Raw genomic sequence first — 24679 nt, forward strand, 5'->3', positions numbered from 1 at the left:
ATGTACAACGGAGATGAAAAGGTCATTATCGTAGAAGGAAAATCTGATAAAATCAAAGTCAGGGAAGTGCTCATCGAACCCGCGGAAATCGTCTGTACAAACGGGACGATCGGCCAAACCGAACTGGAAGATTTGGCGGACCGCCTGTTTGACAGAGACGTCTATATTTTAACGGACGCAGATGACTCGGGAGATAAACTAAGAAAACAGCTGAAACGGGAGCTTCCCGAAGCGCGCCATATTTATATAGACAGAACATACAGGCAAGTCGAGTCGTGCCCGGGCCATCATCTCGCATCTGTGCTGATCAGAGCCGGCTTTGATGCTGACACTGTATTTTTGAAAAAGAACGACCTGAGGTGGTAATCATGAAAGAACTCCAAGAAAATGAACTCGAATCGATTCAGGATGACGTTTATCTCCTGTATTTGTACACCCCGTTTTGCGGCACATGCCAGCTGGCGTCCAAAATGCTTACTGTCGTCGAAGAAATGCTGCCCGGCGCCGCCTTCTATAAAAACAACGTGAATTATTCCCCCGCATTCGCCAAAGCCTATCAGATTGAAGGCGTTCCGTGCTTTTTGCTGTTTAAAGGCGGAGAGCTTGTTGAGAAAGGATACGCCTTCCGCTCCGTTTCCTATTTATATGAGCTGATTAAACAAAAAACATCGCAAACGTTCCCGATGTGACAATATTTACAGGAAAATGTCGTGCGGTTTATAAAGGGTTCTGTCCGTTAAAAAGAGAAAGTGTATGTATGGCCATTAAAACGGGAGGTTATACGAGTGGAGAAAATAGAAGTTTCAGAGAATGACGGACAGCATCTGTTTTTGAAACCGCTATTAAACGCCTCAACGCTGCTGATTACATTCCAAGGAGAAACAGAAGCCTTAACGGTCTCAATTAACGGACAGGGAGAAATGAGAAAAACGTCGGCTTCAAAGGAAAAATCTAATTTGACCTTTTACGGAAACCAGACGGAAATCATCCATCTCCTGCATGGTGATGTCTCTTTGCAAAAGCTTATCCAAAGCGGAAAACTCAAAGTGAAAGGATCATTCAGAGCCCTGCTGAAGCTGGAGGCCATCCTCTGGCTGACAAACGGATTTTTTCAGGCGATCAGTAAACGGCCGTAACTGCCAATCTACTATGTGACAATAGCTTCCAATATTTATTTTATTGACTTTTTATCATTCGCCGTGCTATTCTACAGTAAGAATTTCCGGACGAAAATACGATATGTTTTCTCTTATCAAGAGAGGTGGAGGGAAGTGCCCTATGAAGCCCGGCAACCATCAACAATGTTGAAATGGTGCCAATTCACTCGAAGCGGTCTGCTTTGAAAGATGAGAGAAAGGCCTTTTTCAATAAGCCTTTCTGCTCATTTTTGCAGAAAGGCTTTTCTTTTGCGGAGAAACCCGGAAGATTTCTTAGAATAGTGTAAGGCGGGTGATTGCTTTGATCCATCTTCAAAATGTTTCAAAAATTTACAAAGCGAAGCATGGGGATGTCAATGCTGTCCAAGATGTCACTCTTGATATCAAAAAGGGCGAAATATTTGGAATTATAGGATATAGCGGAGCTGGTAAAAGTTCCTTAATCCGTCTCCTGAACGGCCTTGAAAAGCCGACGTCGGGAACCGTGGAAGTCGCGGGGACGGAATTAAATAAAGTAAGCAGCCGCGGGCTGAGAAAAGCGCGCCAGGAAATCAGCATGATCTTCCAGCATTTTAACCTTCTGTGGTCGCGCACCGTCCGGGAGAACATTATGTTCCCGCTGGAAATCGCCGGCGTGAAAAAAAGCGAACGGGTCCGCCGCGCTGATGAATTGATTAAACTGGTCGGATTAGAGGGGAAAGAAAAATCTTATCCGTCGCAGCTGAGCGGCGGTCAAAAGCAGCGTGTCGGCATCGCCCGGGCGCTCGCCAATAATCCGAAAGTCCTTCTGTGCGATGAAGCGACATCAGCGCTCGATCCGCAGACGACCGATTCAATTTTGGATCTTTTATCCGATATAAATGACAGACTCGGTCTGACGATCGTGCTCATTACCCATGAAATGCACGTCATCCGAAAAATCTGCAACAGAGTCGCCGTCATGGAAAACGGGAAAGTCGTTGAAGAAGGCGAAGTACTCCAAGTTTTCAGAAACCCGCGCGAACCGATGACCAAGCGTTTCGTTCAGCAGGTGACAGAACCGGAAGAGACGAAAGAAACCATCCAGCATTTTCTGCAGGAAACAGCGACAGGGAAAACGATTCAGCTTTCATTTGTCGGGCAGGCCGCCGAGCAGCCCCTCATTACGGAAATGATCCGAAACTTTGATGTGGACGTCAATATTCTGCAGGGGAAAATTTCACAGACGAAGGACGGAGCCTACGGTTCATTATTCATTCATATTGACGGTCAGGAAAAAGAAGTAGAAAACGTGATCCGGTTCATCAAAGACAAACAGGTAGAAGCAGAGGTGATCACAAATGTTTGAAAAATGGTTCCCGAACGTTGATATAACCGAGCTGTGGACGGCCACATACGAGACCCTTTATATGACGGTTATCGCTTTAGTTTTTTCATTTATCATCGGAGCGATTCTCGGTCTTCTGCTCTTTTTAACGGGCAAGGGAAGCTTATGGGAAAATAAAATTATTAACACCGTGATTGCGGCGGTCGTTAATATTTTCAGGTCTATTCCGTTTCTTATTTTAATTATTCTGCTTCTCGGCTTTACTAAGATTTTGGTCGGATCGATTTTAGGACCGAATGCCGCATTGCCGGCGCTGATTATCGGCTCCGCGCCGTTTTACGCCCGTCTTGCGGAAATTGCGCTCCGGGAAGTCGATAAAGGAGTCATCGAAGCTGCCAGATCAATGGGAGCAAAGACATCGACGATTATCTTCAAAGTGCTGATTCCTGAATCAATGCCTGCGTTAATTTCAGGCATCACCGTGACGGCCATCGCCCTGATCGGATCTACCGCCATTGCCGGCGCCATCGGTTCAGGCGGACTCGGAAACCTTGCATATGTAGAAGGCTACCAGTCCAATAATACGGATGTAACGTTTGTAGCGACAGTATTTATACTCATCATCGTCTTTATCATTCAGATTATCGGTGATGTAATTACAAATATAATAGACAAAAGATAAGGGAGGATTTACATTGAAAAAGATTGTATTAAGTGCGCTGCTGCTTGTGTTCGCGGGAGTTTTAGCCGCCTGCGGATCAAACGGCTCGAATAAAAAGGAAATCGTTGTCGCCGCGACAAAAACACCGCATGCTGAAATCTTAAAAGAAGCGGAACCGCTCTTGAAGGAAAAAGGCTACACATTAAAAGTAAAAGTGCTGAACGATTACAAAATGTACAACAAAGCGTTAGCTGATAATGAAGTGGATGCGAACTACTTCCAGCACGTTCCTTACCTTGAACAGGAAATGAAAGAAAATAAAGATTACAAACTCGTGAATGCCGGAGCGGTTCACCTTGAGCCATTCGGAATTTACACGAAAAAATACAAATCACTGAAAGACCTGCCTAAAGACGCGACCATCATCATGACTAACAATGTCGCTGAACAAGGCCGTATGCTGGCGATGCTTGAAAAAGCCGGACTGATCACACTTGATCCGAAGGTAAAAACGATTGAAGCGACGACGAAAAACATTACGAAAAACCCGAAAAACCTGACATTCAAAAAAATCGCCCCTGAATTAACGGCGAAAGCATATAATGAAGAAGAAGGCGATGCAGTCTTCATTAACGTCAACTATGCGATACAAAACAAACTGAATCCGTTAAAAGATGCGATTCAAGTGGAATCAACGAAAAACAACCCGTACGCAAACATCATCGCCGTACGCAAAGGTGACGAAAAATCAGAGAAAATCAAAGCGCTTATGGAAGTGCTTCACTCTAAGAAAATCAAAGACTTTATTGAGAAAAAATACGACGGAGCCGTGCTTCCCGTATCTGAATAAAGCGAAAACCCCGGATGAATCATCCGGGGTTTTTTTCGGGTATTAATCGGAGAACTGTCCATAATAAAAAGGAAGGTTAACGATTGGAGGGAATGGCAGTGGCTCAATACCAGGATAACGGAAAAAGCGTGCATGACGCATTGAAACAATATAAAGAAGGTTTAGGCATATTCGAGCAAAAAATGCCGATGATGGGGAGGAAGTTTAATGAATTTACTGAGCAGTGTTTCTCAGCAGATTCATTAACTGAAAAAGAGAAACAATTAATCGCTCTGGGCATCAGCATCAGCGCTCAAGATGAATTTTGCATGATTTATCATACGAAGGGCTGCCTTGACCAAGGGGCCACAGAAGAAAACATCCTTGAGGTCATCAGCGTCGCGGCGGCATTCGGGGGCGGCGCGGCTCTCAGTCAGGGAGTGACCCTCGTGCAGCAGTGCATTCAGGAATTCGGACATACGACGCATTAGAATGAGCAATCGTGTGAATACCGTTTTTCAGATAAAGCGAGCGCCGGTTTCCGGCACATTCGAAAGGATTCAGGGGCACACACTCTTTGGCCGGAGCAGCGGATCATTGTTACAATAGAAACAAATATATGAAGGGATTGATTCATTATCTGCACCAGCCACGAGAGACTGGACCTTGACTATACGCCTGAAATGGAAAAAGCGATGCAGAAGTCACACGGCATCGGCTACGAGGAATACGGACGGCGTCTTTCAAAAAGGATGGAAGTCGAACGGCAGAGGGAGCTTGAATATCAAAAAAGCAAGTTCCTCGCAGCGCAGCTTAATGAGAAAATCGGTCAGTGAAAAAGGGTGGATTTCCGCCCTTTTTCTGTTTCAAACAGCTTTAATTACGCCTTGATCTTTGATAAACTTTAGGAATGTTCCGGGTAATATAAAAAGTTGTATTTACTTTTCATTTGTTATAAAATTAGAATGAGAATAAATTGAGAATAATGATTATATATTTTGGAGGTATAGATATGGCTGCTTCAACATTAACGATCAAGGATCTTCACGTTGAAATCGAAGGAAAAGAGATCTTAAAAGGTGTAAACCTTGAAATAAAAGGCGGCGAATTCCACGCTGTCATGGGGCCGAACGGTACCGGTAAATCCACGCTCTCAGCAGCGATTATGGGACACCCGAAATACGAAGTTACAAAAGGCAGCATCACGCTTGACGGCAAAGATGTACTGGAAATGGAAGTGGACGAGCGCGCTCAGGCGGGTCTTTTCCTTGCGATGCAGTACCCAAGCGAAATCAGCGGTGTGACAAATGCCGATTTCCTTCGCTCTGCGATTAACGCACGCCGTGAAGAAGGCGATGAAATTTCTCTTATGAAATTCATCCGCAAAATGGACGAAAACATGGAGTTCCTTGAAATGGACCCTGAAATGGCGCAGCGTTACCTGAACGAAGGTTTCTCAGGCGGGGAGAAAAAACGCAACGAAATCCTTCAGCTTATGATGATCGAGCCGAAAATCGCCATTCTTGACGAGATCGATTCAGGTCTTGATATCGATGCGCTTAAAGTCGTTTCTAAAGGAATCAACAAAATGCGCAGCGAAAACTTCGGCTGCTTAATGATCACTCACTACCAGCGCCTTCTGAACTACATCACGCCTGATGTCGTTCACGTTATGATGCAGGGACGCGTAGTGAAATCCGGCGGCGCGGAGCTTGCACAGCGCCTTGAAGCGGAAGGTTATGACTGGATTAAACAAGAACTAGGCATTGAAGACGAAACTGTAGGCCAAGAAGCGTAAGCGTTAGGGGGATAATCATGACATTGGAAACGAAACTATCCGTAGATCAGGAATATGTCAAAGGCTTTTCCGAAAAGCATCAAGAACCTGCCTGGCTGAAAAACCTGCGCTTACAGGCTCTTGAAAAAGCTGAAGATCTGCCGCTGCCTAAGCCTGATAAAACAAAAATCACAAATTGGAACTTTACAAAGTTCAACAAGCATACAGTAGAAAACGCGCCGCTTGCTTCTTTAGAAGATTTAGCTGATGAAGCAAAAGCGCTGATCGATATCGAAAACGAAGACAAAACGTTATATGTGCAGCGTGATCAAACGCCTGCTTTCCTTTCTCTTTCCAAAGAACTGAAAGACAAAGGCGTCATTTTCACGGACATCTTAACGGCTGCCCGTGAGCACAGCGACCTCGTTGAGAAATACTTCATGAAAGACGGCGTAAAGGTCGACGAACATAAACTGACTGCGCTTCATGCGGCATTAATGAACGGCGGGGCATTCCTTTATGTTCCTAAAAACGTTCAGGTGGAGACGCCTGTTCAGGCCGTTTACGTTCATGAAAGCAATGACACGGCATTGTTCAACCACGTGCTGATCGTCGCTGAAGACCACAGCTCCGTCACTTACGTTGAGAACTACATCAGCACGGTGAATCCGAAAGAAGCGGTATTCAACATTATCAGTGAAGTGGTCACAGGTGATAATGCCAGCGTGACGTACGGCGCCGTTGACAACCTGTCAGCAGGTGTCACAACATACGTCAACCGCCGCGGAGCCGCGCGCGGACGCGACAGCAAAATCGAGTGGGCGCTCGGACTGATGAACGACGGCGACACGATTTCTGAAAATACGACAAACCTCTACGGAGACGGCACATACGGCGATACGAAAACCGTAGTTGTCGGAAGAGGAGAACAGACGGAAAACTTTACGACGCAGATCATCCACTTCGGTAAGGCTTCTGAAGGCTATATCCTGAAGCACGGAGTCATGAAAGATGCCGCATCTTCCATCTTTAACGGAATCGGCAAAATCGAGCACGGCGCGTCTAAAGCAAACGCTGAACAGGAATCCCGCGTCCTGATGCTGAGTGAAAAAGCACGCGGAGATGCAAACCCGATTCTCTTAATTGATGAAGACGATGTAACTGCAGGACATGCGGCATCTGTCGGCCGTGTGGATCCGATCCAGCTTTACTACTTAATGAGCCGCGGAATTCCGAAAGAAGAAGCGGAGCGCTTAGTCATTTACGGATTCCTTGCTCCGGTGGTAAAAGAGCTTCCGATTGAAGGAGTTAAGAAACAGCTCGTCTCCGTCATCGAAAGGAAAGTAAAATAATGAATATCACCGATATTCGTGAACAGTTCCCGATCCTTCATCAGCAAGTGAACGGACATGACCTCGTGTACCTTGACAGCGCGGCGACTTCCCAGAAGCCGCGTGCTGTCATTGAAGCAGTGGATCAGTATTACAGCAAATACAATTCCAATGTCCACAGAGGCGTTCATACTCTTGGCACGAGAGCGACAGACGGCTATGAAGGTGCGCGTGAAAAAGTCCGTAAGTTTATCAATGCGAAGTCAATGGCTGAGGTCATTTTCACAAAAGGCACGACAACTTCACTGAATATGGTGGCGCTGAGCTATGCCCGCGCCAGCTTAAAACCCGGTGATGAGGTGGTCATCACCCAAATGGAGCATCATGCGAATATCATTCCGTGGCAGCAGGCAGTAAAAGCAACCGGCGCGACTTTAAAATATATCCCGATGCAGGAAGACGGCACGCTTTCACTGGACGACGTCCGGCAGACTGTCACAAGCCATACGAAGATCGTGGCAGTCGCTCATGTGTCAAATGTGCTCGGCACGATCAACCCGATTAAAGAGATCGCCAAAATCGCTCATGATAATGGCGCGGTCATCGTGGTGGACGGGGCGCAAAGCACACCGCACATGAAAATCGACGTCCAGGACTTGGATTGCGACTTCTTCGCGCTTTCTTCCCATAAAATGTGCGGCCCGACGGGAATCGGCGTGCTGTACGGCAAGAAAGAACTGCTTGAGAATATGGAGCCGGCCGAATTTGGCGGCGAAATGATCGACTTTGTAGGGCTTTATGAATCAACTTGGAAAGAGCTTCCGTGGAAATTTGAAGCAGGCACGCCGATTATCGCAGGCGCGATCGGATTGGGAGCCGCGATTGATTTTCTTGAAGAGATCGGACTCGACGAGATTTCCCGGCATGAGCATAAACTTGCAGCCTATGCGCTTGACCGTTTCGAGCAGCTAGACGGCGTGACGGTATACGGTCCGAAAGAGCGGGCGGGACTTGTGACATTTAATCTTGATGAGGTTCACCCTCATGATGTCGCGACTGTCCTCGATGCTGAGGGCATTGCGGTCAGAGCCGGCCATCATTGCGCCCAGCCGCTCATGAAATGGCTGGATGTATCTGCTACTGCGAGAGCGAGTTTTTATCTGTATAATACAGAGGAAGAGATCGATAAGCTCGCGGAAGCCCTCCAAAAGACAAAGGAGTACTTTACAAATGTCTTTTAATGCAAATTTAGATACATTATACAGACAAGTGATCATGGATCATTACAAAAATCCGCGCAACAAAGGGGTTTTGGATGACAGCATCGTCGTCGATATGAACAACCCGACTTGCGGCGACCGGATCAGACTGACAATGAAGCTTGACGGCGATACCGTTCAGGAAGCGAAGTTTGAAGGGGAAGGCTGCTCCATCTCCATGGCTTCAGCTTCCATGATGACGCAGGCGATTAAAGGAAAAGATATTGATACCGCCCTTTCCATGTCTAAGGTTTTCTCAGACATGATGCAAGGGAAAGAGTATGACGACTCGATAGATCTCGGGGATATTGAAGCTCTTCAAGGCGTTTCGAAATTCCCGGCCCGGATTAAATGTGCCACCCTTTCATGGAAAGCACTTGAAAAAGGAGTCGCTGGCGAAAAAGGCGGCAATTAAAAGATTGGAGTGAAAATGGATGGCTAAAAAAATGCCTGAAATTGGTGAATACAAGTACGGTTTTCACGATAAGGACGTTTCCATTTTCCGTTCAGAGCGCGGATTGACAAAAGAAATCGTAGAAGAAATTTCACGCATGAAAGAAGAGCCTCAATGGATGCTTGATTTCCGCCTGAAATCTCTTGAGCATTTCTACAACATGCCGATGCCGCAGTGGGGCGGGGATTTAAACTCTTTAAACTTTGACGAAATTACGTACTACGTAAAACCGTCTGAGCGTTCAGAGCGTTCTTGGGATGAAGTGCCTGAGGAAATTAAACAGACATTCGACAAACTCGGTATTCCTGAAGCTGAGCAAAAATACCTTGCCGGTGTTTCTGCACAGTACGAATCTGAGGTTGTGTACCACAACATGAAAGAAGATCTTGAAGCGCAAGGCATTGTCTTCAAAGACACAGACAGCGCGCTGAAAGAAAATGAAGACATTTTCCGCGAGCACTGGGCGAAAGTCATTCCGCCGACTGATAACAAGTTTGCGGCGCTGAACTCAGCTGTTTGGTCCGGCGGATCTTTCATCTACGTGCCTAAAGGCGTGAAGGTTGAAACACCGCTTCAAGCTTACTTCCGCATCAACTCTGAAAACATGGGTCAGTTCGAACGTACGCTGATCATCGTTGACGAAGAAGCAAGCGTTCATTACGTAGAGGGCTGTACGGCTCCTGTGTACACAACAAACTCGCTTCACAGCGCGGTTGTTGAAATCATCGTTAAAAAAGGCGGCTACTGCCGTTATACAACAATTCAAAACTGGGCGAACAACGTTTACAACTTAGTAACGAAACGTACGGTTTGTGAAGAAAACGCGACGATGGAATGGGTTGACGGAAACATCGGTTCTAAATTGACGATGAAATATCCGGCTGTCATTCTGAAAGGTGAAGGCGCGCGCGGCATGACGCTCTCTATCGCTCTTGCGGGCAAAGGACAGCATCAGGACGCAGGTGCGAAAATGATTCACCTTGCACCGAATACGTCATCCACAATCGTATCAAAATCGATTTCGAAACAGGGCGGAAAAGTAACATACCGCGGTATCGTCCACTTCGGACGGAAAGCGGACGGCGCCCGTTCAAACATCGAGTGTGATACGCTCATTATGGATAACAAATCAACTTCTGATACAATCCCTTACAATGAAATCCTGAACGACAACATTTCATTGGAGCACGAAGCGAAAGTATCAAAAGTTTCTGAAGAACAGCTTTTCTACTTGATGAGCCGCGGTATTTCTGAAGAAGAAGCAACAGAAATGATCGTTATGGGCTTCATCGAGCCATTCACAAAAGAACTTCCGATGGAATACGCAGTTGAAATGAACCGTTTGATTAAGTTCGAAATGGAAGGCTCCATCGGTTAATAGTAAAACCCCGCCATATGGCGGGGTTTTTTTATTTATTGAATAGTGAAATTTCCGTATTCGCTTGACCGGACATGAATCGGCCCGTTTAAATTGTAGTTCTTCTCTTTGACAATATCGCGGAAAACGTCGACTCGGGCAACCGATTCTCTCCATTCATCCTGGGTGTCCTCATCTGACGGATTCATCAGATCGTCATAGCGCACATCCAAGAATTTATTGAGCCATTTCTTCTCGTCCGTTCCGTCTTTCGGTGACCCGCCCATTTTTTTGTTCGTGCGTTTAATCAGGGCATAAAAGGAGTCTGGATCATCACCGTCACCATGCTGAATCACCGTATCGTACATCACCGCTTTGGCCAAGGCCGTTTTCAGTCCGGCATTTTCTGAACGTTTCATCGCCGGCTGATAATACAAGCTGTCATTTACCTTATCCTGGGCAGCGCGGAAGGCTTTATCATTGCCAAGTGAGCGCCAGGCAGAAGCGAATCCTTTCAGATTGCTGATGTCATCGCTTTCGTCCTTCGCAAGACGGCGCAATTCAGGTAAATACTTTTTCAATTTGTTATTCGGCACCGCTTTCGTGTATACTTCGACTACTTCCAGCGCATCTCCGGTAGCCGTCGTAAAGCCGGCCCGCCCGCAGGTGTAACCTCTTCCGTCATCCAATGCTTCAACATAGCCGTATTGGATTTCCGTCTTTCCGTTTTCAAAGATGCTGGTCAGCTGTTCCGCCCGGCGCTTCTGATCCTTATTCAGCCCGGCCGCAAAAACCGTACCGCTCATCATCAGGGAAAAAAACAGGGTGAAAATAAGAGATGAAACCGCCGTCTTCTTCCAAAAACCTGCTTTTTTCTTCAAACTGATTTTCATTGTCATACCCCTTTCATATGTAAGTTACGCACTCAGTATACATGAGGGGGTGGTTTTGTTGTTGAAAACACACGAATTTGCCAATATTTTGAATCCTAAGCCCTATCCGGTGCTTCATAAAAAGAACGCATCTTCACCAGACAGACAATCCCGTTCTCGCGTCATTCTCATCTGTAACATAGTCAACGCGGTGAAACCCGCATTGTACAGCCTGCTGAAAAAGGGCTTCGAGCATGTCCGGATCTTTGCAATATAACGTTACATACGAGCAATCTGCAATGAGAAGCACAAGTTCACAGGAACTATCCAAATATTCCTCATACGTATTGATTTCCGTTACCATCCTGCTCGGGAAAGCTTTCAATTCAGCAAAAATCATATAATAAGGGTCTCCTTCCAGACGCTGACGGAGTTCTTGGCCCTGAATGATGCGCTGATTTTGCGGAAACAGGTCTGTATCGGTGTCTTCATTGAATTCAGTATACGCCTCTCCATCACCGATAAACCATGTATAGGAAGAGATGGGGAACGGTTGTAATATATCTGCCGCAAACCGTCCGAATTGATTTGGGATGTTAAAAGTAATCCCGCGTTTCATATGGTCGTATCTCCTTTCGGCTTTTGCTAGAATAATATGGTATACCATTTGGATAAATATTGAAAGGGGTGAGTGTTATGACAACACGATACGGAATTGATGCGCCTTATGGAGCGTTTGGATTTATCTTTCTTGCGCTCCTTTATGCCGCAGGCACATTATACGGCATGATTCCTCTTTTCTGGGCTGGCTGACGGGTGCCTTGTTTTTAGTGCTTGGTCTTTGGATGCTCTTGTATTCAACGGCCATTAAACTTTCACACCGCCATCGCATTCTTGCGCTTTCCGGTTTAAAGCCGGACATGAAGGTGCTTGATATTGGGACGGGACGGGGGCTGCTAGCCATCGCCGCGGCTCAAAAAGGCGCTGACGTCTCAGCGATTGACAAATGGTCAGGCTGGGATCTGGGCGGAAACGGGAGAGACGCATTTGAAAAGAACAGACGGGCAGAAGGAGCGCCGGAAATTGATTTGTATGACGGACTCGCGCAAGCCATGCCGTTTCCTGATAAAACGTTTGACCTTGTCATTTCACATTTTACCTTACACAACATTTCAGGCAGAAAAGAGAGGGAACGGGCGATCACGGAAATGGTGAGGGTGCTGAAGCCTGGCGGCACATTGGCCGTGTCAGATATAAAAAATACATCACAATACAGAGCAATTCTTGAGGAAAACGGCTTTCAGACAAGAACGTATTCCTTTTATTATACGTTTCCGTTTTCGAAACTTATCATTGCTGTCAGGACTCCGGTAGGAACCGGGCGCTCCATTTGTTAAAATAAATAAGACAAAACAGATAGAAAAGGTGTTACACATGAAATCTTATATGATTATCGGAGCCGGCATTCTCGGTGCGTCCGCGGCTTATCATCTCGCAAAGGCCGGTGCGGATGTAACGGTCTTTGACAGGAAACACCCGGGGCAGGCGACTGACGCCGCGGCAGGGATCGTCTGCCCGTGGCTGTCGCAGCGCCGCAATCAGGCATGGTATGCGATCGCAAAAGGCGGAGCCCGCTATTATAACCAATTGATACAGCAGCTTGAAGCTGACGGAGAAACGGACACCGGCTATCAAAAGATCGGTGCCGTCAGTCTCCATACGGATGAAAAAAAGCTCAGCCAAATGGAGGAAAGAGCTTATAAAAGAAGAGAGGACGCTCCTGAAATCGGTGACATTACGAGACTGACTCCGGCAGAAACGAAGGCATTGTTTCCTGCGCTGTCGGAGGAATACGGGGCGGTTCATGTCAGCGGCGCGGCCCGGGTGAACGGGAGGGCGCTTCGTAAGGCGCTGTTAAACGCGGCCGTTAAGCACGGAGCTGCTGTTTACAATGAAGAAACGTCAATATTGACAGAGGACGGTGCCGTCATCGGTGTGAAAACCGCAGAACGCACGCTTACTGCCGACCAGGTTCTCGTAACGGCCGGCGCTTGGGCGAGAGAGCTGCTTGAACCGCTCGGCATCCGTTTTTCAGTATCATACCAAAAGGCGCAGATCGTTCATTTAGAGCTTCAGGGAGAGGAGACGGGCGGCTGGCCCGTCGTCATGCCCCCAAACGATCAATACATTCTCGCCTTTGACAGCGGCAGAATCATAGCGGGTGCGACTCATGAAAACGATACCGGCATGGATTTGCGGGTGACGGCCGGCGGCCTCCGCGAGATTTTTGACAAAGCATTAACCGTGGCGCCGGGGCTTTCAGACAGTACTATGATAGAGACAAGAGTCGGTTTCAGGCCGTTTACTCCCGGTTTTCTTCCCGTCATCGGCAAAGTGCCGAATATCAGCGGACTCCTCGTTGCCAACGGGCTGGGCGCCTCAGGGCTGACGAGCGGGCCGTATCTGGGGGCGGAACTGGCAAAACTCGCACTCGGCCAGCAGACGGAAATTGATTTGAGCCTTTATGATCCGGCCGGGGCGCTTGAATAAAAAATAGCTTTTGGCGCATTCTTATGATAGGATGGAGCTTTAATGAATAAGAGGACGTGACCCATTTTGATAAAAATAAACCTTCCTGCTCCTGATGTAACCATTACGGAACGGCAGCAGTCACCGTCGGAAAATGAACCGGCGATTAAAGCGATTTACGGTTTCATTGATTTTCACCAAATTCCGAGAGACAAAGGCGGCATCTTTATGTTTTATAACATTCATGATGAGCTGCTGTTTGTCGGGAAAGCCCGTAAATTAAGACAAAGAATCAAAAAGCATTTTGAAGACAATGTGTCGCCTGTTAAACATCACAGGGACGAAGTGTATAAAATTGAAGTATGTGTCGTCAATGATCCGATGGAAAGGGAGATTTACGAAACGTACGCGATCAATACCCTTCAGTCGAAATACAACATTGAGAAAGTATTTTATAAATAAGAAAAACCGGAGCTTAAGGGCTCCGGTTTTCTTTATGTTTACAGTGCCAGCCACATCACTGCAATATGCACGATCAGCAGACAGTAAACGACGAGGAACAGCTGGACGACCTTTTTTCTGAATAACATGCAGATCATCATGAGCACAGGAAAAATCAGGACGCCGGCCGTTTTATTGATTGATGTATTCGGACGATTCGACACGTCATAGTGAATGGCCATATCAGCAGGAAGAAACGGATAAAACACAATCGACAGAATAAAGGCGAGAACCACAGCTCCCCACAGCACCTTATCATTCATCAAAAACATATGAACACTCCCTTTTTTACATATAATAGTATATTAGTCCGAAAAATCTAATTTATCAATATTTTACCTGTTGAATGGTGTATAATCATGTCAATGAAATTTCCATACGCTAGGAGGGTTTCAATTGACTGACAAGAAGCAAACCAGCATGTTTTCATTCTTTCTTTTTATCATGGCCGCCTGGATCATCGTTTTGTTTTTTACCATCATCGCGGCACTGCCAAGCTCCGCCATCCAATTAACCAAGCACCAATCCAAAACCGTTTCCATGATTTATCCGCAAAGCTGGGGATTTTTCAGTAAAGATCCGAGAGAAGACAGCTTGAACATCTATCTTCTTGATGCCGATGAGGAGCTCAGATGGCCGAATAATTCTCTGAAAAATGTGATCGGCTTAAACCGTTACGGCCGGACGCAAGGGATAGAGCTCGGCCTTATGCTGGAAAAGCTGCCTTCCAAAGAGAAGTGGGAAGACTTCACGACTGGCCAAGACATTAAGGATACCACATTTTTGAAAATGAAAAATGAGTCTCCCTCCCCAAGGCTGAAAGGGAAAATGATCATTACATATGAACGCATTACCCCATGGGCATGGAGCCAGCATACCGAAACGAAAAGAACCATCAAAAAATACATCGGAGTGGATGTCAATTGATTCAGGATGCAAAAAAGCAGCTCACCTTATGGATGATGAAGAATCCGCCTTGGACAAATGTGTACGGGCTTGCCAGAAGCTTAATCGCGATCGGCACGCTGCTGACATTGCTGTTCAATCCGGCGTCTGTCTTCTTCAAAACGCAAAATCAAATGCTCAGCTTTTCCGACACGTTCAGCCTGTTTCTGCTGTTTCCCGATTTCCGTTACATTGAGATCGTCAAAGCCGTCTGTATCTGTATGTTAATCCTTGTCGTCATTGGCTGGCGGCCCCGCCTCACCGGTTTTTTTCACTGGTGGATTTCGTACAGCTTTCAAAACTCCGCCGTTACCCTTGACGGGGGAGATCAAGTGGCTGCCGTTTTTACGCTGCTGCTGCTCCCGCTGACATTAACCGATCCGCGGAAATGGCACTGGTCTCCGTACGAGGCGTCTTTTGAGAAAAGGCCGCTTGAGCCTTATTACCGCTCCTTATGCTGGGCGACACTGACAATCATCAGAATACAGGTCGCGATGCTATACTTTAACTCTGTCATTGCCAAACTGATGGAAGAAGAGTGGCAGAACGGGACCGCCGTTTATTACTATTTGAATGATCCGATGCTGGGTCTGCCGGATGCGCTTCACAGTCTGTTTGACTTTATCCTGCAGTCCAAGCTTGTCATCATCCCGACTTGGGGCACGCTCATTGTGCAAACCATTATGTTCTGCGCTTTGTTCGCTCCGAAAACATATTGGCGTCCGATATTGTTTATATCCATTTTTATGCACGAAATCTTTGCCGTTATGCTGGGGCTGACCTCGTTTTCCATTACGGTGGCTGGTATTTTGGTCCTGTTTTTGGTGCCGGCAGAGAAAACAGTAGCTTTGAACCATTACAATCCCCTTTTTATCAGATACAATTTTTTCAATAAAAGGAAAAGGAGGAAATTATATGGTTAAAAGCAAGAAGTCCGCAGCTGCCATGATGCTGGTGTTTGTTTTAATGGTCGCATTAGCCGGCCCGCATGCCGCGGCAAAAACTGAGCCGTCCGTCTCTTATTCGGGTGAAGACATTTTTTCCGGCATCTTTTTCGGACAAGGTGAGGTCGCAAAGCTCCTTCCTGAAGTATGGGATACCAAGGCTGTTAAAAAGATTGATCAGGATGAATTAAAGCAAGTTTCCGATCAGGTGATTGCTGATATTAAAAAGTCATCGCCGGATTATTTTAAAGAGTTAAAAGCGGCGGTCTACAGCGGCGATTATGAGAAAGTGAACAGCGTCATTGATCAAGGTTCGCAGATTATGGCGAAAGTGCTGAAAGAAGAGTTTGACAAAAAGAGCATGGACAAAGGAAAATCAACGGCCATCGGCCAATGCGCAACGGCTGTATGGGTATTCTTAAACGCGGCGGCCGCCATTGAGACGATCGCTCTTGCGGTAGCGGCTATCATTTTGACAGTAGCAAGCGTTGACGAAGATTCCGATTTAGGAAAAGAGCAGCTCATCGCTAATGTCGTTGACCGCATTAACGCGCAGCACTGAGGCTGAAGAAAGAAAACGCTAAGGAGACGAACCTTAGCGTTTTTTTGATTGAAGCATCTGTTTTAAATATGCTTCTGAATCAAAGCCGAGTTCCTCGTCGGCTTCTTTTTTCAGTTCAAGCTGAAGTCGCACATACGTGTCATATTTCGGGCTGAGCTTTTGAAGTAGATTGCTGAAAGGCGATCCTTCCTTCAGCGCGGGCAGATCAGAAGCGGATTCTCCGACCTTGATCAGGCTTTCTCTGTATTCTTCATCTGTCTGCACTCTTTTCACAAGCTGAATGATGATGTTTTTATGAGTGTCCCAAGTGGCGGGGTCTCTCTCCAAAATCCGCTCGATAAATTGGTCATGCTGGACTTTGTGCTGCTGGAGCTGAGCCGGATCCTCCCTGCCGACCAGCTGCATCATCGGGTGTGCAGCCGGAACTTCTTCCATATCATCCAATACTTTAATAAGCTTTGCCCATATCGTTTTTTTCTCATCTGTATCAATAGAAAAGTCGAGGAACGGTTCAAACAGCGCGGCGATAAATTCTCCGAAATCTCCCGGGAACAGTTTTTTCAGCTGAAGTCCCATATACTTCGGTTCATCTATTTTGACCTCGCCGATATCATGCAGAATTGAATCGACATTTTCCGCATCTTCCACGCGCTTGATCAGCATTTCAGTCAGTTTCCGTTCCTGCTCAAGCTCTTCAATCTGCCGGCTGAGCTTTTGATGCTGCTGGCGCAGTATATCATGCAGACTGCTGCCCTCTAAGAGGAACGCTTTAATATCGCTTACAGACAGTGCCAGCATTCGGAGGGCGGCAATCATTTTCAGCGTATTCACGTTCTGAGCGGAATACTCACGGTATCCGTTATCAGGGTTTTTGCTGACGGTGATTAAACCTTCCTGCTCATAATATTTGATGGCTTTTTTCGTGAGACCCGTCTGCCTGGCGGCTTCTTTTATATTCATTCTGAATCACTCCCTGCTTTTCATTCTAAACGTGTCTCTAAGGGTCAGGTCAAGAGAGGGCGGGAAATAAGACGGTTTTATTTTATATTTTAGAAATTTCAGAAAATATGATTGACAACGCACCTTTGTTGCGATTAATATAACGTTATATAATGTTATATAACGTTATATAATAAAACACTGAGGAGTGAAGGATTTGAGTCAAACTGCCGCACAAGTGAATCACAAGGTTCAGGCTTTCTTGGATGATCTGAAAGGAAAAACGATTGACCACGTCTTTTTCGTCGCTTGCGGGGGTTCTTCAGCCATTATGTATCCGAGCAAGTACGTGTTTGACAGAGAGGCGAAAGCCATCAGCTCTGATCTCTACAGTTCAAATGAATTTATTCAGCGCAATCCCATTCAGCTCGGAGAGAACTCTCTCGTGATTTTATGTTCTCAGTCAGGCAATACGCCGGAAACGGTGAAAGCCGCCGGTTTCGCCAGAAAAAAAGGCGCGCTTACGATTGCGATGACCTTTGAGCCTGATTCGCCGTTAGCGAAAGAAGCCGAATATGTCGCGGTGTATGACTGGGGTGAGAACGCACAGGCGATAAATACGAATTACGGGGTTCTGTATCAAATCGTGTTCGGCGCTTTACACGTGCTGGAAAACCATCCCGCGTTTGAGCAGGCGATCGACGGACTCAATAAGCTCCAGACCGTATATGACAAAGCGCTTAAACAAGAAGCGGATCACGCAAAGGCATTCGCGAAAGCCCACGAAAAAGAAGATATCATTTACACGATGGCAAGCGGTGCGAACTACGGCGTCGCTTACTCCTACAGCATCTGCATTCTCATGGAAATGCAATGGATTCATTCCCACGCCATTCATGCCGGAGAATATTTTCACGGACCGTTCGAAATCATTGATGAATCCGTTCCATTTATTATCCTGCTCGGCTTAGACGAAACAAGACCCCTTGAAGAGCGGGCGCTTTCCTTCTCAAAAAGATACGGCAAAAAACTGACTGTGCTTGATGCGGCAGCATATGATTTTTCCGAAATTGACGATTCTGTAAAAGGCTATCTGGCTCCTCTCGTATTAAACCGGGTGCTCAGAAGCTATGCGGATGCGCTGGCGGAAGCAAGGAACCATCCGTTAAGCCAGCGGCGTTACATGTGGAAAGTCGAATATTAAGAACGCGCATTATATTTCACCGGACTATAATGATATATAACGTTATAGTCCGGTGACAAAGGAGGAAAAGCATCTGAAAAAGCTCATCTGCCTGTTCGTTCTGTTAGCTGTATGTCTGTCAGCCGCCGCCTGTTCAAGCCAAAGCAGTTCCTCTGACGGAAAAGTGACCCTGAAGTTTTTTCACAGGTGGCCGAAGGAGCCGGAAAAAAGCTATTTTGAAGAAGCGGTCAAAGAATTTGAAGCCGCTCATCCGGATATTCATATCCAAACGGAGGCGGTCTTGAACGATTCTTATAAAGACAAGGTGAAAGTCATGCTCGGAACAACGAGCCCCCCTGATATTTTCTTTTCTTGGAGCGACCGGTTTGCTTATAAATTCATCAAAGGAGATAAAGCCCTCGATCTGTCGTCTTACTATCAGCAGGATAAAGATTGGTCCTCACAGCTTGTGCAGTCACAAATCAAACCCTTTACGCATGACGGAAAACAGTACGGTGTTCCGTGGCAAATGGACGCTAAATCATTCTTTTATAATAAAGACATTTTTAATACATTACATTTGAAGCCCCCGGCGACATGGGATGAACTGATCACAGTCTGTGAGAAATTGAAAGAGAACGGATATATTCCGATCAGTTTCGGCACAAAAGCGCCTTGGACCATTTCTCATTATATCGGGACGCTGAACCAGCGTATGGTGGATGAAAAAACGCGGGCGAAGGATTACAGCCCGGAAACCGGGGAGTTTACGGACGAAGGCTATGTCAAAGCGCTTGAAAAGCTTCAGGAACTTCTGCCGTACTTTACAAAGCACGTGAACTCCGTTGATCACGAATACGTGCGCCAGCAGTTTACGAGCGGCAAAGCGGCGGTGATTTATGCGGAAACGGCAGAAATTAAGCTCGTCGAACCGGTCAATCTGGGCTTGTTTCCTTTCCCAAAAATCAGCGGCGAAAAGGGATCTCCCCGTGCACTGACCGGATCTCCGGAAGGATTTATGATTTCCTCAAAAACGAAGCACCCGAAAGAAGCTATGGAATTTCTTCAGTTTTTAACCTCGAAAAAAATGGGAGAGAAGCTGATAAAAGACGTCGGTAAATACAGCGCGGTTCAGGGAACGGCGACAGAAAACAATTCCACCCCGATCCAGCGCGAAGCCGTGCAGGATATCGTCCACGCCGAAACAATGGTGCCGTGGTTTGATATGGATGTTGACGTTGAAATCGCCGATGTGTATGCGGCAGGCGTTCAGCAGATGCTCGGCGGCACAATGACACCGCGCGAGGTGATGAATTCCGTGCAGAAAGCGGCGCGTCAGGTCAAAGCGTCATCTGAATAGAACAGATTTCTTTGGAGAAAGGAGATGAGGATTTCCTTGGTCAGCCGAAAACGTTTCATTCCGTATCTGTTTCTCGCGCCCGCGCTGATTTTTCTGCTGTTCGTTTACATTCCGATTATTGAAAATGTGTTTTTCAGTCTGTTTGAATGGAGCTCATTTCAACCCGAAAAGACGTTTATCGGTTTGAAAAATTATATTGACCTGTTTCACGATCCCGTGTTTTTTACAGCACTCCGCAACAATGTGCTGTATGCGGTCATATCGCTGATTTTCCAGGTTGGCGGCGGCTTAATTCTGGCGGCCGTGCTGGAAGACAGATTGGTAAGAAAATGGTCGCCGTTTTTCCGTACGGTATTTTTTCTTCCGGTCGTCATTTCCATGACCGTCATTGCGCTGTTGTTTGATTTTATTTATAACCCGGAAATCGGGCTTTTGAATCAGCTGCTGGAAGCGGTCGGACTTGATGAACTGACCCGCGCGTGGCTGGGCGATGAAAACACCGCTATGCTGTCTGTCATTTTTGTGTCTCAATGGCAGTCTGTCGGTTACATCGCCATGCTGTACATTGTCTCGATTCAGAGCATTCCCGCTGAATTATATGAATCGGCGCAGCTGGACGGAGCCGGAAAAATCCAGCAGTTTTTTCACATTACGGTGCCGCAGACGAAAGAAATGTCGTTTGTTGCCGTGGTGATGACGCTGACCGGCGCATTTACCGTATTTAATGAACCATATATTCTGACCGGCGGAGGGCCGGGCAATGCTTCAGAAGTGCTGAGCACATTTTTGTATAAGAGTGCTTTTACAAAGGATATGATGGGCTACGCTTCTGCGATCGCCACGGTGGTGCTTTTGCTGACGCTTGCTCTGTCGCTTATTCAGATTAAATTCTTTAAGACCGGAAAGGAGGAGTAGCCGATGCTTCCTGAAAAGACGGACTTGCGTCATGCCCGTCAGGCCGTCAGAACAGGCGGAAAACCGAGAAAATGGTATGTCGGGGAAACGTCTGTGTGGCTGTTTCTCTTTATCTACCTCATTGCCGTTGCATATCCGCTGCTATGGATGGCGGTCAGCGCCTTTAAAAGCTCGGATGAGATTTTTGAGCACAGCTGGTCGCTGCCCTCTGTCTGGCATCCCGAAAACTTCGTATCCGCATGGAACCAAGGGATTTCCGCTTATTTTATGAACAGCGTCATTGTGACCGTGCTGACTTGTCTCATCACCGTATTTGTGAGCGCCTGGGCGGCATACGGGCTGGCCCGTTTTCAATTTAAAGGAAAAGGGTTTGTGCTGATCATTTGTCTTGGCGGCTTGATGCTGACGCCGCAGGTCAGTCTTGTGCCGCTGTACTCCATTATCCAGTCATTGGGACTGTACAATACGTATTGGGCATTGATTCTTCCGTACGCAGCCTACCGTATTCCGTTTACCGTGATTCTGATCCGTTCCTATTTTTTGTCGATTTCCAAAGAGCTTGAGGAAGCGGCCTATCTGGATGGGTGTACAAGTTTCGGAATATTTTTCAGAATATTCTTACCTATGAGCGTGCCGATTCTGGTGACATCAGGCATTTTGACGGCTTACCATACATGGAATGAGTTTATGTTTGCGATTATTTTTATCGATGATGAAAATTTACGGACGATTCCGGCCGGGCTGATGCAGTTCAGAGATGCGCTGCAGACGGATTGGGGCGTGCTGCTGGCCGGGCTGACGATTTCTGCTGCTCCGATCATCGCGCTGTTTTTATTGATGCAGAGATATTTTATCCGCGGCATTGCAGCGGGAAGCGTGAAAGGATAAGGGGGATGAAAAGATGAAACTGATAGCGGCCGGAGATAATGTAGTAGATTATTATCAGGATCAGGAGACGTTTTACCCGGGCGGAAATGCGTTAAATGTAGCCGTGCTTGCCCGGCGCTTAGGCCACGAAACTTCTTATATCGGGATTCTCGGCAGTGATGAAGCGGCGGATCACGTATTGAATGTGCTGAAACTGGAGAAGGTGAATGCCGATCTGATCCGCCGGGCATACGGGGAAAACGGGATGGCGGTCGTCACGCTTGATGAAAAAGGGGACAGGATATTTGCCGGATCAAATAAAGGCGGCGTGCAATCGCGTCTGACGCTCGCTTTTCAGGAGAATGACATCTCATTTATCTCCGGACATGATCTGCTGCATACGAGCGTATACAGCAGGATAGAACGTGACCTTCCGATGCTGAGCGGCCATGTGCCGATTTCCTTTGACTTCTCTGTAAAACGTGACGAAGCCTATTTAGAAGCGGTCTGTCCGTACGTAACGTATGCATTTTTTTCCGGGAGTGATTTGAGTGAAAGTGAATGTGTGCGGCTTGCCGAAAAAGCCCGCGGTTTCGGAGCGAAAATCGTCTGTCTGACAAGGGGAGAACATGGCGCGGTGTTATCGGATGGGGAACGCGTCTATCATCAGCCGGTGGTAAGAGCTGATATAATAGATACATTGGGCGCGGGTGATTCTTTTATTGCCGGGTTTCTTACCGATTTCTTCGAGCATCAGGATATTCGGCGAGCGCTTACTGCGGCCGCCGGGACGGCTGCCAAAACATGCGGAGGGTTCGGAGCGTTCGGTTACGGGCATCCCTACAGGCCGGACGGCGGGAAAAGCAGTGAAAAAACGAGAATACGATAAGCATTGTCTCGTTTTTTATACTTGTTACGCATAGGGGCTGTTAATGGTAAACGTAACGCGGTCGGTATGCATTAAAAACAGCGAGCTGTATATCGGCTGGTCTTTTGACATAAAAGCGGTTTTGTCAATTTCAAAAAGCGCATCCCCGATATCACAAGCCAGATAGCGGCTTTCTTCCTGCTTGGCGTATACGACATTTAACAGCTTCGTATTATGGGTGGGCACCACCTGATAGTGCTGTTTCAAAATGTCATGCATCGACACGCCGCCTTTAATATGCTTGCCGATGTCGGGAAATAAACTGAGCGGATAGTGGGCGATTTCGAATGAGAGCGGCTGGTCGTCGTGAAATAAAATGCGTTTTAATTCAAGAACGGGACTTTCGGAAGCGACGCGAAGTTTTTGAGCGATGGATTTAGGCGCTTCAATGATTTCATGGGAAAGGATCTGGTGTTTCGGTTTTTTTCCCGTTGATTCCATAAATTCAGAGTAGCCGTTGACCGCGATGAGCTCCCGCTTCAGTTTAGGGCTTTTAACGAACGTTCCCTTTCCCTGCTGCCGGACGAGCCAGCCTTCTTCCACAAGATCAAGGATGGCCTTCCTGACCGTTATGCGGCTGACGTTGTACGTTTCGCACAGCTCATTTTCAGTCGGCAGTTTTACGGACGGCGAATAAACGCCCTTCTTGATATCGTCCGCGATAATTTGTTTCAGCTGAATATATAAAGGTTTCGAGCTCCCGTTATTTAACAATGGGACGGACCTCCTTTGTCAAGTAGTAGTACTATTATATGTATTATGACGTTATAATACAAATTTGCTTTTCATTTATGAATCTGTCAGAAACCCCGAACATTTTTAACATAACAGAAAGATGTGGCGGTTTCCAGTATTGGAGGAGGTTTCGAATGGCATCATTAACATTTGACCATATCAAAAAAACATACGGCGCCCAATCGGCGGCAGTGAAGGATTTTCACTTAGATGTAAAGGATGAGGAGCTGCTGGTGCTTGTCGGTCCCTCCGGCTGCGGCAAATCTACGACACTCAGAATGATTGCCGGACTGGAGAGCATTTCTGAAGGGAAGCTTTATATCGATGGAGACGCGGTGAACGATCTGCCCCCGAAGGATCGTGATATCGCAATGGTTTTTCAGAATTATGCGCTGTATCCCCACATGACGGTGTTTGACAATATGGCGTTCGGTTTGAAGCTCAGAAAGCTGCCGAAAAAAGAAATCGCAGAGCGAGTCCGGACGGCCGCTGATATTTTGGAAATCGGGCATCTGCTCAAGCGGAAACCGAAGGCTCTTTCAGGCGGGCAGCGGCAGCGGGTTGCGCTCGGCCGGTCGATCGTGCGGGAGCCGAAAGTGTTTCTGATGGACGAGCCGCTTTCCAACTTAGATGCGAAATTGCGTGTGACGATGCGCGCCGAAATCAGCAAGCTCCATCAGCGTTTGAAAGCGACCATCGTTTATGTGACGCATGATCAGACGGAAGCGATGACAATGGGCGACCGGATTGTCGTGATGAATGAAGGAGATATTCAGCAGGCCGCAAGCCCCCATGAGATTTATCATTATCCGGCGAATATGTTTGTGGCGGGTTTTATCGGTTCTCCGAGTATGAATTTTATAAAAGGCGTCATAGAAGAAAGTCACGGGCAATGGTATTTTGCCGGTTCGTCCGTTCGTCTGCCCATTCCGAAAGAAAAAGCGGCCGTTCTTGTGCAGAAAGGATACAGCGGTAAGGAGATGACTGCGGGGCTGCGTCCGGAGCATTTGACGCTTGCCGGACAATCAGAGCACCCGCCTGAAGCGGTGTGCCGCGCTGTGGCGGAAGTATGTGAGAACTTAGGCGCGGAGATGTACGTTCATGCGGTGAGCGGAGATAACCGCATGACGATCCGTCTTGACGGCGCTTCAGAGGTGAAACCCGGCGATGCCATTCTGCTTGCGGTCAATATGAACCGGGCCGTCTTTTTTGATGCCGACACTGAAAACGCCGTATATTGAAAAAGGGAGCCTGATGATGGGGCTCCC

General features: G+C 47.0%; 30 protein-coding genes and 1 riboswitch. Of the genes, 25 read left to right on the forward strand and 5 right to left on the reverse strand.

Annotation, left to right across the window (positions count from 1 at the left end; all coding sequences use genetic code 11):
• From ACWJJX_RS09120 to sufB, 13 genes are all read left to right on the forward strand, one after another.
• Positions 1–366 carry a toprim domain-containing protein gene (locus ACWJJX_RS09120; protein WP_017418962.1) on the forward strand — a complete coding sequence of 122 codons (366 nt, stop codon included), beginning with the start codon at positions 1–3 and terminating at the stop codon, positions 364–366.
• A gap of 2 nt (positions 367–368) precedes the next feature.
• The gene (locus tag ACWJJX_RS09125; protein WP_454022916.1) at positions 369–689 is read left to right on the forward strand and encodes a thioredoxin family protein; all 321 of its coding nucleotides are present in this window, start codon (positions 369–371) and stop codon (positions 687–689) included.
• A 96-nt stretch (positions 690–785) separates the two neighbouring features.
• Positions 786–1136, forward strand: coding sequence for an SCP2 sterol-binding domain-containing protein (locus ACWJJX_RS09130; RefSeq protein ID WP_003151848.1), 351 nt, complete (start codon positions 786–788; stop codon positions 1134–1136).
• Positions 1137–1246: 110 nt separating this feature from the next.
• Positions 1247–1353, forward strand: a riboswitch (SAM riboswitch).
• Between the two features lie 105 nt (positions 1354–1458).
• Positions 1459–2484, forward strand: coding sequence for a methionine ABC transporter ATP-binding protein MetN (gene metN / locus ACWJJX_RS09135; RefSeq protein ID WP_003151850.1), 1026 nt, complete (start codon positions 1459–1461; stop codon positions 2482–2484).
• On the forward strand, positions 2477–3145 hold the full coding sequence (locus ACWJJX_RS09140; RefSeq protein WP_003151851.1) for a methionine ABC transporter permease: 669 nt from the start codon (positions 2477–2479) through the stop codon (positions 3143–3145). The genes metN and ACWJJX_RS09140 overlap by 8 nt, the downstream gene beginning before the upstream one ends.
• A 13-nt stretch (positions 3146–3158) precedes the next feature.
• Positions 3159–3974: a methionine ABC transporter substrate-binding lipoprotein MetQ gene (gene metQ, locus ACWJJX_RS09145; RefSeq protein ID WP_015418164.1), complete on the forward strand. Its 816-nt coding sequence runs from the start codon at positions 3159–3161 to the stop codon at positions 3972–3974.
• A gap of 92 nt (positions 3975–4066) precedes the next feature.
• The gene (locus tag ACWJJX_RS09150) at positions 4067–4444 is read left to right on the forward strand and encodes a carboxymuconolactone decarboxylase family protein (RefSeq protein WP_031306536.1); all 378 of its coding nucleotides are present in this window, start codon (positions 4067–4069) and stop codon (positions 4442–4444) included.
• Positions 4445–4636: 192 nt separating this feature from the next.
• Positions 4637–4789 (forward strand): hypothetical protein, encoded by a 153-nt coding sequence (locus ACWJJX_RS09155; RefSeq protein WP_003151857.1) that lies wholly within the window; start codon positions 4637–4639, stop codon positions 4787–4789.
• A 176-nt stretch (positions 4790–4965) separates the two neighbouring features.
• Positions 4966–5751, forward strand: coding sequence for a Fe-S cluster assembly ATPase SufC (gene sufC / locus ACWJJX_RS09160; RefSeq protein WP_003151872.1), 786 nt, complete (start codon positions 4966–4968; stop codon positions 5749–5751).
• Between the two features lie 17 nt (positions 5752–5768).
• A complete protein-coding gene (gene sufD, locus ACWJJX_RS09165) occupies positions 5769–7082 on the forward strand; it encodes a Fe-S cluster assembly protein SufD (protein ID WP_003151874.1) in 1314 nt (437 codons plus the stop codon).
• Positions 7082–8302 carry a cysteine desulfurase SufS gene (sufS, locus tag ACWJJX_RS09170; protein WP_007410089.1) on the forward strand — a complete coding sequence of 407 codons (1221 nt, stop codon included), beginning with the start codon at positions 7082–7084 and terminating at the stop codon, positions 8300–8302. Before sufD ends, sufS begins: the two co-directional genes overlap by 1 nt.
• Positions 8292–8735: a Fe-S cluster assembly sulfur transfer protein SufU gene (sufU, locus tag ACWJJX_RS09175; protein WP_007613601.1), complete on the forward strand. Its 444-nt coding sequence runs from the start codon at positions 8292–8294 to the stop codon at positions 8733–8735. The genes sufS and sufU overlap by 11 nt, the downstream gene beginning before the upstream one ends.
• Positions 8736–8754: 19 nt before the next feature.
• Complete coding sequence (gene sufB, locus ACWJJX_RS09180; RefSeq protein WP_003151878.1) at positions 8755–10152, forward strand: Fe-S cluster assembly protein SufB; 1398 nt, start codon at positions 8755–8757, stop codon at positions 10150–10152.
• Between the two features lie 35 nt (positions 10153–10187).
• Here sufB and csn read toward each other — a convergent pair whose 3' ends face one another.
• Positions 10188–11024: a chitosanase gene (gene csn, locus ACWJJX_RS09185; protein WP_454022917.1), complete on the reverse strand. Its 837-nt coding sequence runs from the start codon at positions 11022–11024 to the stop codon at positions 10188–10190.
• A 133-nt stretch (positions 11025–11157) separates the two neighbouring features.
• Positions 11158–11622 (reverse strand): DUF2691 family protein, encoded by a 465-nt coding sequence (locus ACWJJX_RS09190; protein WP_070082327.1) that lies wholly within the window; start codon positions 11620–11622, stop codon positions 11158–11160.
• A gap of 211 nt (positions 11623–11833) precedes the next feature.
• Between ACWJJX_RS09190 and ACWJJX_RS09195 the strand changes: the two genes are divergently transcribed.
• The 3 genes from ACWJJX_RS09195 to ACWJJX_RS09205 all read left to right on the forward strand — a co-directional run bounded on the left by ACWJJX_RS09195 (position 11834) and on the right by ACWJJX_RS09205 (position 13994).
• A complete protein-coding gene (locus tag ACWJJX_RS09195; protein ID WP_454022918.1) occupies positions 11834–12400 on the forward strand; it encodes a class I SAM-dependent methyltransferase in 567 nt (188 codons plus the stop codon).
• Positions 12401–12437: 37 nt separating this feature from the next.
• Positions 12438–13553: an NAD(P)/FAD-dependent oxidoreductase gene (locus ACWJJX_RS09200; RefSeq protein WP_454022919.1), complete on the forward strand. Its 1116-nt coding sequence runs from the start codon at positions 12438–12440 to the stop codon at positions 13551–13553.
• A gap of 66 nt (positions 13554–13619) precedes the next feature.
• Positions 13620–13994, forward strand: coding sequence for a nucleotide excision repair endonuclease (locus ACWJJX_RS09205; protein WP_007410094.1), 375 nt, complete (start codon positions 13620–13622; stop codon positions 13992–13994).
• Positions 13995–14032: 38 nt separating this feature from the next.
• Here the strand turns inward: ACWJJX_RS09205 and ACWJJX_RS09210 are convergent, their stop codons facing one another.
• Positions 14033–14305 carry a DUF1648 domain-containing protein gene (locus tag ACWJJX_RS09210; protein WP_007410095.1) on the reverse strand — a complete coding sequence of 91 codons (273 nt, stop codon included), beginning with the start codon at positions 14303–14305 and terminating at the stop codon, positions 14033–14035.
• Between the two features lie 124 nt (positions 14306–14429).
• Between ACWJJX_RS09210 and ACWJJX_RS09215 the strand changes: the two genes are divergently transcribed.
• The 3 genes from ACWJJX_RS09215 to ACWJJX_RS09225 are packed head-to-tail and all read left to right on the forward strand — an operon-like array spanning position 14430 to position 16484.
• Positions 14430–14960: an SdpA family antimicrobial peptide system protein gene (locus tag ACWJJX_RS09215; RefSeq protein WP_029973606.1), complete on the forward strand. Its 531-nt coding sequence runs from the start codon at positions 14430–14432 to the stop codon at positions 14958–14960.
• Positions 14957–15901, forward strand: a complete 945-nt coding sequence (locus ACWJJX_RS09220) for a sporulation-delaying protein SdpB family protein (protein ID WP_454022920.1) — start codon at positions 14957–14959, stop codon at positions 15899–15901. The genes ACWJJX_RS09215 and ACWJJX_RS09220 overlap by 4 nt, the downstream gene beginning before the upstream one ends.
• Positions 15894–16484 (forward strand): sporulation delaying protein family toxin, encoded by a 591-nt coding sequence (locus ACWJJX_RS09225; RefSeq protein WP_077722795.1) that lies wholly within the window; start codon positions 15894–15896, stop codon positions 16482–16484. Before ACWJJX_RS09220 ends, ACWJJX_RS09225 begins: the two co-directional genes overlap by 8 nt.
• A 33-nt stretch (positions 16485–16517) precedes the next feature.
• On the opposite strand, the gene ACWJJX_RS09230 is transcribed toward ACWJJX_RS09225, so the two are convergent.
• Complete coding sequence (locus ACWJJX_RS09230; protein WP_071392251.1) at positions 16518–17444, reverse strand: MerR family transcriptional regulator; 927 nt, start codon at positions 17442–17444, stop codon at positions 16518–16520.
• Between the two features lie 196 nt (positions 17445–17640).
• Between ACWJJX_RS09230 and ACWJJX_RS09235 the strand changes: the two genes are divergently transcribed.
• The 5 genes from ACWJJX_RS09235 to ACWJJX_RS09255 all read left to right on the forward strand — a co-directional run bounded on the left by ACWJJX_RS09235 (position 17641) and on the right by ACWJJX_RS09255 (position 22637).
• Positions 17641–18627: an SIS domain-containing protein gene (locus ACWJJX_RS09235; protein WP_071392250.1), complete on the forward strand. Its 987-nt coding sequence runs from the start codon at positions 17641–17643 to the stop codon at positions 18625–18627.
• A gap of 73 nt (positions 18628–18700) precedes the next feature.
• Positions 18701–19966, forward strand: coding sequence for an ABC transporter substrate-binding protein (locus ACWJJX_RS09240; RefSeq protein WP_454022953.1), 1266 nt, complete (start codon positions 18701–18703; stop codon positions 19964–19966).
• 24 nt (positions 19967–19990) lie between these two features.
• A complete protein-coding gene (locus ACWJJX_RS09245; protein WP_454022921.1) occupies positions 19991–20881 on the forward strand; it encodes a carbohydrate ABC transporter permease in 891 nt (296 codons plus the stop codon).
• A 3-nt stretch (positions 20882–20884) separates the two neighbouring features.
• Positions 20885–21769, forward strand: a complete 885-nt coding sequence (locus tag ACWJJX_RS09250) for a carbohydrate ABC transporter permease (RefSeq protein ID WP_003151895.1) — start codon at positions 20885–20887, stop codon at positions 21767–21769.
• A gap of 13 nt (positions 21770–21782) precedes the next feature.
• Positions 21783–22637, forward strand: a complete 855-nt coding sequence (locus ACWJJX_RS09255) for a PfkB family carbohydrate kinase (protein ID WP_071392249.1) — start codon at positions 21783–21785, stop codon at positions 22635–22637.
• 24 nt (positions 22638–22661) lie between these two features.
• Here the strand turns inward: ACWJJX_RS09255 and ACWJJX_RS09260 are convergent, their stop codons facing one another.
• Positions 22662–23390 carry a GntR family transcriptional regulator gene (locus tag ACWJJX_RS09260; RefSeq protein WP_012118372.1) on the reverse strand — a complete coding sequence of 243 codons (729 nt, stop codon included), beginning with the start codon at positions 23388–23390 and terminating at the stop codon, positions 22662–22664.
• A gap of 155 nt (positions 23391–23545) precedes the next feature.
• On the opposite strand from ACWJJX_RS09260, the gene ACWJJX_RS09265 reads away from it, so the two are divergent.
• Positions 23546–24652 carry an ABC transporter ATP-binding protein gene (locus ACWJJX_RS09265; RefSeq protein ID WP_168237164.1) on the forward strand — a complete coding sequence of 369 codons (1107 nt, stop codon included), beginning with the start codon at positions 23546–23548 and terminating at the stop codon, positions 24650–24652.
• Positions 24653–24679: the final 27 nt, after the last annotated feature.

It is taken from the genome of Bacillus sp. YH3-2-B2 (assembly GCF_053663335.1).